The sequence below is a fragment of the Xanthomonas campestris pv. asclepiadis genome (genome assembly GCF_020784175.1).
GTDB classification, from domain to species: Bacteria; Pseudomonadota; Gammaproteobacteria; order Xanthomonadales; family Xanthomonadaceae; genus Xanthomonas; species Xanthomonas campestris_D.
On record NZ_JAJGQM010000004.1, the window covers coordinates 175,335 to 182,225 of the forward strand.

Below are 6,891 nucleotides of genomic sequence, written 5' to 3' on the forward strand. Positions count from 1 at the left end.
AACGCCACGGCGCAGGGCCGTGGCGTTTTTGTTTGTGCCTGGAAGGGCGGCTTATTCGATGCCGTCGCTCGGCGTCACTGCACCACGGCGCTGGTAGGCCGCGCGACGTGCGCTGGCATTGCTGGCGTTTTCACGATCCAGGCGGTGCACGTTGCCGCCGAGCACCTGCTGGTCACGCTGGCGCTTACGATACACGGCGTAGCCGATCAGGCCCAGGCCGGCGACCGCAGCAGCCACGGTGACAGCCGGATTGCGCTTGACCACTTTGCCGACAACCTTGCCGCCGGTACGCACGGCACCCAGTGCAGCGCCGGTCTTCAGCCAGTCGCTGGCGCCCGGGCTGAAATGACGCAGGCTGCTGCCTGCATTACGCGCCTGATCACCCGCGTTGGATGCGGCGTGACGGAGGTGGTCGCCAGCATTGCCAGCCAGTTCGAGGGCACGCTCCAGGGCGCGTTCGGTGATCACAGTCAGCTTGCTCATTGGAGGCGTTTCCTTTCTGAGTACGTGGGCCGCAGTGTGTGGGCTGGTGCGTATAGACGGTGTTAGCGGTGGTGGAGCTTGTTTGGCTTGCGGTTAAGTAATGATGCAGTGCGCGTTGGGCGCGGGAGTCTGAGGTAGCGGTAAAGAACAGAGCGACGCGCATGCGCGGCGCTTCCCTTCTCCCAACGGGACAAGGTGCCCGAAGGGCGGATGAGGGTACGGGCGAAGCCACGTGCGCTTGAGCAGCGCGAGGGCTTCGCTCGCACCCTCACCCCAACCCCTCTCCCGAGGGGAGAGGGGCCTTAAGTGCCACGCGGTTTCGCCCTATGCGTTGCCGTTGCCGTCCATGGATCTTCCGGCCGCGCCGCAGGAGCCTTTGGAGCCCTGCAATTCTTCACCGCCGCTGCGGGCCAGGGTTTATCAGGTGCCACGCGGTTTTGCTCTATGGGTTGCCGTTGCAGTCCATGGATCTTCAGGCCACGGATGCCGCGGATACCGCCCCTTCATCTCCTTCCTGACATCCGGATACGTCGTGACCCAGAAGCTCTTCAGATCCTGCGTCACCTGCAACGGGCGCCCGCCGGGCGAGAGCAGATGCAGGGTCAGCGGGATGCGGCCGTCGGCGATGCGCGGGGTTTCGACCAGGCCGAACAGTTCCTGCAACTTGACCGCCAGCACCGGCGGCAACGGCTGCCCGGTGTGGTCGAGGGCATAGACGATCTGCCGCTCCATGCCCGAGGGCACGCTGATGCGGTTGGGCGCGTGGCGGTCGATCAGCTGGCGGCGGTCCCACGGCAAGGCGGCCTTGAGCGCTTCGCCCAGATTGGCTTCGTCCAGCGCATCCAGGCGGGTCTTGCCGGCGAAGGCCGGGCGCAGCCAGCTGTCCAGCGTCTCCAGCAACGCGGCGTCGGACAGGTCGGGCAGCGCAAGCTCGGGCATCCAGACGCGCAACGACTGCAGGCGTGCACGCCATTGGCGCAGGCCGTCGGTCCAGGGCAAGGCATCCAGGCCCAGCTGACGCACAGCCTCGGTCAGGGCGCCGGCGGCTTGCGCCGGATCGACGCGGCCGGCCGGGCGGCTGTCGAGCACGATGCGGTCGAAGCTGGATTGCCGGCGCGCAACCAGGGCGCGCTTGTCCGCATCCCATTGCACCAGGTCCTGCTGCACGAAGCGCTCTGGCACGCTGCGGCGCAGATAGCCTTCGTCCACCGGCGCGGCGCGTAGCAGCAGCGCGTCCTTGGCTTCGTAACGCAGTTCGCTGGCGACCAGCCACGGCTCGCCGCGCAGGTCGCTGTGGTCGAACAGGCGCGCGCTGCGGCCGTTGGCGAGCAGGTAGCGCAGCGGGTCGTTGGGGTGGCGCGCGGCAATGCGGTCGGGGAAGGCGTGCGAGAGCAGGTCGCCCAGTGCATGCGCCTCCACGCTGGCAGGCGGGGCGCTGTCGCAGCGCAGCCGGCGTCGCCATTGCTTGGCGGCGCTGTCGATCGCGGCCAGGCCGCCGCGGTTGGCATCGTGCGCGCTGCGGCCCTGCCGGAAGGCAGCCAGTGCGCGCCAGCGCGCGGCCAGCCCATCGCCGCCCTGACGCAGCGGGTCGCGCGCTTCCAGCAAGGCGGCCAGGTCGCAGGCCAGCGCCACGCGCGTTGCATCGCCGGCCTGCGCCAGCATCGAGGCCAGGCGCGGATGGGTGCCCAGCGCGAGCATGCGCCGGCCCAGCGCGGTGATGCCGCCGCTGCCGGTGAGCGCGCCCAGCCGCTGCAGCAATTCGTGCGCGGCGGCCAGCGCGCCGGCCGGCGGTGCATCGACGAAGCGCAGTGCGGTGCTGCCCCAGGCGGCGAGCTCCAGCGCCAGGCCGGCCAGCTCCACCTGGGTGATCTCCGCGCGCCGCTGCGGTTCCAGCCGTTGCGATTGCGGCCACAACCGGTACGCCCAACCGCTGGCCACACGCCCGGCACGGCCGGCACGCTGGTCGGCAGAGGCCTGCGCAATGGTGGTGATGTCCAGCCGCGAGAAACCGCTGTTGGGATCGTAGTGCGGCTCGCGCGCCAGCCCGCTGTCGACGACCACGCGCACGCCGGGCAGGGTCACCGAGGACTCGGCCACATTGGTCGCCAGCACCACGCGGCGGCGCCCTGACGGGTCGGGTTGCAGGACCTGGCTTTGCGCCTCGACCGACAGCTCGCCGTGCAGCGGCAGCACCTGCACCGCCGGGTCCAGCACGTCCTGCAGCGCGCCGTGCACGCGTGCGATCTCGCGCTGGCCGGGCAGGAACACCAGCACGTCGCCCGGATGGGTGGCCAAGGCGTGTTCCACTGCGCGTCGGGTCTGCGGTTCCAGCGCTTCGTCGCGGCGCGCGGGAAAGTGCGCGATCTCCACCGGGAAGCTGCGTCCGGCGCTGCTCAGGCGTGGCGCGTCGAGAAAGCCGGCCAGGCGCTCGCCATCGAGCGTGGCCGACATCGCCACGATGCGCAGGTCTTCGCGCACCTGCGCCTGCACGTCCAGCGCCAGCGCCAGGCCGAGGTCGCCGGCCAGATGGCGTTCGTGGAATTCGTCGAACAGCAGCGCGCCGACGCTCTCCAGCATCGGGTCGTCCTGGATCAGCCGGGTCAGGATGCCCTCGGTGACGACCTCGATGCGGGTGCGCGCGGAGGTCTTGTTCTCGAAGCGGATGCGGTAGCCCACGGTCTCGCCGACCGGCTCGCCCAGCTGGCGCGCCATGAACACCGCGGCGCTGCGGGCGGCCACACGCCGCGGTTCGAGCATCACGATCTTGCGACCGGCCAGCCACGGCGCGTCCAGCAAGGCCAGCGGCACCTGGGTGGTCTTGCCGGCGCCGGGCGGGGCTTCCAGCACCAGCCGCGGATGGGCGGCCAGGCTGTCGCACAGCTGCGGCAGCAGGGGAGAGATCGGAAAAGCAGGCTCGGTCATGTGCGGGAAGGATACGGGGCCGCCACAAATGGCGCGATGGTCGGGCGGTCGGGTGAAGCCTGTCGGGGAATCCGGAAGTGCGCACCTCTCCGGGCATTCAAGGCAGATGTTTGGCGCCGGCCGCTGCTTCAGATCGGTAAGACACATGTCGATAACCGGTGTAACCCCCGCTTTGGATGCACCATGTCTGCTGCCACCCCGAAATTCGTCAGCCTGCAAAGCAAGCTGCTCGGCGCGCTCGCGCTGGGTCTGTCGGTCATCCTGCTGTGTGCCCTCGGTGGGTTGGGCACGGCCTGGCTGAGTCTGTCGGGCAAGGTACCGCCGGAGGTGGCGCAGGCCTCCAGCAGCGAGGAGATCACCCGCGATTTCCGCCTGCAGGTGCAGGAGTGGAAGAACGTGCTGATCCGCGGACGCGATCCGGCGCAACTGGACAAGCACCTGAGCGCCTTCCGCGAGCAGGGCAGGAAGGTGCAGGCAGGCACCGAGGCGCTGGCCAAGGCAACCCGGGACCCGCAGGTGCGGACGCTCGCGCAGGACTTTGCCAAGGCGCATCTGGGTTTGCAGCGCAATTACGAAGCGGCGCTGGGCAAGTTTGCCGAGACCGGCTACGACACCCAGGTGGGCGATCAACTGGTCAAGGGCCAGGACCGCGCGCCCAGCCAGACGCTGGAAGCGCTGGTGACGCGCAGCAAGACCCCGGCCGATGCCGCGGTGCTGGCCGGTTCGCAATCGGCGCAGCACAAGCTGGTGCTGTCGGCGGTGGCCACCGTCGTTGCGGCGCTGTGCCTGGTGGCGGTGCTGGGCTGGTGGATCCGTCGCTCGATCGTGCGCCCGATCGAAAACGTCGCACGTGCGGCACGCCAGGTGGCAGCCGGCGATCTATCGGCGCGTGCAGCGGTGAGCAATCGCGATGAAATCGGTCTGCTCGGCCAGGCCATGGGCCAGGTGGTCAACACGCTCACCGACGTCTCCACCGCGCAGGCCGACATGGCGCATCGCTACGAAGCCGGGCAGATGAGTTACCGCATGGATGCGCAGGCCTTCCCGGGCGCGTACGGCCGCATGGTCGACGACACCAATGGCTTGATCGGCGCGCAGGTCGGTCTGATCGGCGACATGCTGCAGGTGATGCAGCACTACGCGGTCGGCGACATGTCGGTGGACATGCCGCGCCTGCCGGGCGAGAAAGCGCAGATCACCGAGGCGATGGACACCACCAAGCGCAACCTGGCGGCGATCAATGGCGAAATCCGTGGCCTGGTCGACGCGGCTGCGGCCGGCGACTTCGCCACGCGCGGCAATGCCGAGGCCTACCAGTTCGAATTCCGCGCCATGGTCAGCGGCGTCAACGGCCTGATGCAGAACGTGGACCAGAATCTGGCCGAGCTGTCGCAGGTGCTCAAGGCGATCGCCGATGGCGACCTGACCGCGCGCATGCACGGCAACCAGCAAGGCGTGTTTGCGCGCATGCGCGACGATGCCAACGCCACCGTGCAGCGCCTGACCGATATCGTCGGCGACATCACCCTGGCCGCGCAGACCATTCGCACCGCCTCGGCGGAGATTGCCGCCGGCAACAACGACCTGGCGCAGCGCACCGAACAGCAGGCCGCCAACCTGGAAGAAACCGCCGCCTCGATGGAAGAACTCACCTCCACCGTGCGCCAGAACGCCGACACCGCGCAGCAGGCCAGCCGCGGCGCGCAGGCGGCCGCGGAGATCGCCGGCCGCGGCGGCGAGATGGTGGCCAGCGTGGTCGACACCATGGGCGAGATCGAAGTCTCGTCCAGGAAAATCGCCGAGATCATCAGCGTCATCGACGGCATCGCGTTCCAGACCAATATCCTGGCCTTGAACGCGGCGGTGGAAGCCGCACGTGCGGGTGAGCAGGGCCGTGGTTTCGCCGTGGTCGCCTCGGAAGTGCGCGCGCTGGCGCAGCGTTCGGCCGGCGCGGCCAAGGAGATCAAGCACCTGATCGATGCCTCGGTGGACAGCGTGGAGCGTGGCAGCGCGCGCGTGGATCAGGCCGGGCAGACGATGCAGCAGATCGTGCAGTCGGTGCAGCAGGTCACCACCTTGATCGCGGAGATTTCCGCGGCATCGCGCGAGCAGTCCTCCGGCATCGAGCAGGTCGCCCGCACGATCAACGACATGGACGAAACCACCCAGCGCAATGCCGCACTGGTGGAAGAAGCTTCCGCCGCGGCACGTGCAATGCAAGAGCAGGCGGTGGAACTGAGCGAAGCGGTAGCGGTGTTCCGCCTGGATGCACGCCGGCCGCGCCTGGCGGCTGCGGCGTGACCGACGAATGTCGTAGTCGCGGTCGGTGCGAGGGAGGTCATGGTCGGGCTCCTTCGCGCCGAAGTGCGTAGAGCAGCAGTGATCAGCGTGTAGGCTTGTGCAGAATGGTCAAAAAAACGCGCACGCGTCTGTTTTCGATGAGGTCTTGTTACGGTGCGACATAGTCGCGCCGGGCGCGTGACTGCGAGCAGTTGGCCTGATCAAGCAAAGATTTACGTAGCGCAGTGCGTACGTGGCCCGATACTGTAGTGACGCCGTTTCTGGTCTCACTGATCAAACAGCTTGGAAGGAACTGGGTTGAGGCAGACTCTGCTGTCCTCTCACTTCGCTCGCGTGATTGGCGGATCCATATCGCCCTGGTACTGCTTTCCGAAGCATCTGCGCAATCGCTGATCGCGCTCGCGTTGGTTGCAGGGTCGTTCCAGCGCGCCTGTTAGCGACAGCGCGGCACCGGCGAGCTTGGAACGAAAGGCCCAGGTCTGCTGAATCTCGCCGCCGTCCGGCGTCCACTCGTTGGCAAAAAGGGTGGCCTGATAGTCCACCGGCGCGGTGCGTTGCATGAAATTGCGTGTGGGCGTTGCCGTATCGACGACGGTGGCCGGTATTGAAAGATTCAACGACTGCGAAGTATTACCAGATGTAGCGACAGGGCTGTCGGATGAGTGTGCTGATCGCCGCATGTCTACCTGTGGCAGTGTTTGCGTGCTGCGAGGCATCGCCGCGCTCGCTGTATTTACCACGCGTCGCGACGATGGCGACCGAGTGATCATGCCGGGCGGTGGTGCCTGTGGACCGGCTGCTTGAAGCGGGCGCGGTAAAAAAACCAGCGTCATTCGCGGCGAGCTGCTGCGCTGGCGATCGGTTACAGCGACCGGCGGTATGCGGCTTAGCCAAGGCGCGAATACACCATGCAGTGCGAGCACCAACAAGATAGCAAGGGCGGGTTCGCCTTGCCGATCGCGTGGACGGTGCTGTGTTGCAGATTCCATCCGATCACGTCCGTGTGCGCTGAACGCGAGCGTATCGACAGCGCCATTGGATTTGCGTTACGCGCCGCGGCGAGCAGGCGCACTTTGCCTGCAATCTCGCTTGGTCCTTGCCTGCCCACCGTCGCGGGACCTTGAGCGGCATGGATGCCGCGCCAGAGCCTTATCTGTTCGGATTCTGGCAGTTTGGGCGTCGAGA

Annotated in this window: 6 protein-coding genes; 2 read left to right on the forward strand and 4 right to left on the reverse strand. The window is 67.5% G+C overall.

From position 1 onward, the window contains the following. Positions 1–51: 51 nt before the first annotated feature. Positions 52–483, reverse strand: a complete 432-nt coding sequence (locus tag LL972_RS03740; RefSeq protein ID WP_228326452.1) for a hypothetical protein — start codon at positions 481–483, stop codon at positions 52–54. 420 nt (positions 484–903) lie between these two features. Further along, positions 904–3,405, reverse strand: coding sequence for an ATP-dependent helicase HrpB (gene hrpB, locus LL972_RS03745; RefSeq protein WP_228326453.1), 2,502 nt, complete (start codon positions 3,403–3,405; stop codon positions 904–906). 183 nt (positions 3,406–3,588) lie between these two features. Here hrpB and LL972_RS03750 point away from each other — a divergent pair, with 183 nt between their 5' ends. Continuing rightward, positions 3,589–5,706 carry a methyl-accepting chemotaxis protein gene (locus LL972_RS03750; protein ID WP_323134201.1) on the forward strand — a complete coding sequence of 706 codons (2,118 nt, stop codon included), beginning with the start codon at positions 3,589–3,591 and terminating at the stop codon, positions 5,704–5,706. A 320-nt stretch (positions 5,707–6,026) separates the two neighbouring features. Here LL972_RS03750 and LL972_RS03755 read toward each other — a convergent pair whose 3' ends face one another. Continuing rightward, positions 6,027–6,266 carry a hypothetical protein gene (locus tag LL972_RS03755; protein ID WP_228326454.1) on the reverse strand — a complete coding sequence of 80 codons (240 nt, stop codon included), beginning with the start codon at positions 6,264–6,266 and terminating at the stop codon, positions 6,027–6,029. Here LL972_RS03755 and LL972_RS03760 point away from each other — a divergent pair. Then, a complete protein-coding gene (locus LL972_RS03760) occupies positions 6,265–6,510 on the forward strand; it encodes a hypothetical protein (protein WP_228326455.1) in 246 nt (81 codons plus the stop codon). The two genes, LL972_RS03755 and LL972_RS03760, sit on opposite strands and share 2 nt — an antisense overlap. A gap of 82 nt (positions 6,511–6,592) precedes the next feature. Here LL972_RS03760 and LL972_RS03765 read toward each other — a convergent pair. Then, a partial coding sequence (locus LL972_RS03765) for a hypothetical protein (protein ID WP_228326456.1) occupies positions 6,593–6,891 on the reverse strand: 299 nt, incomplete at its 5' end.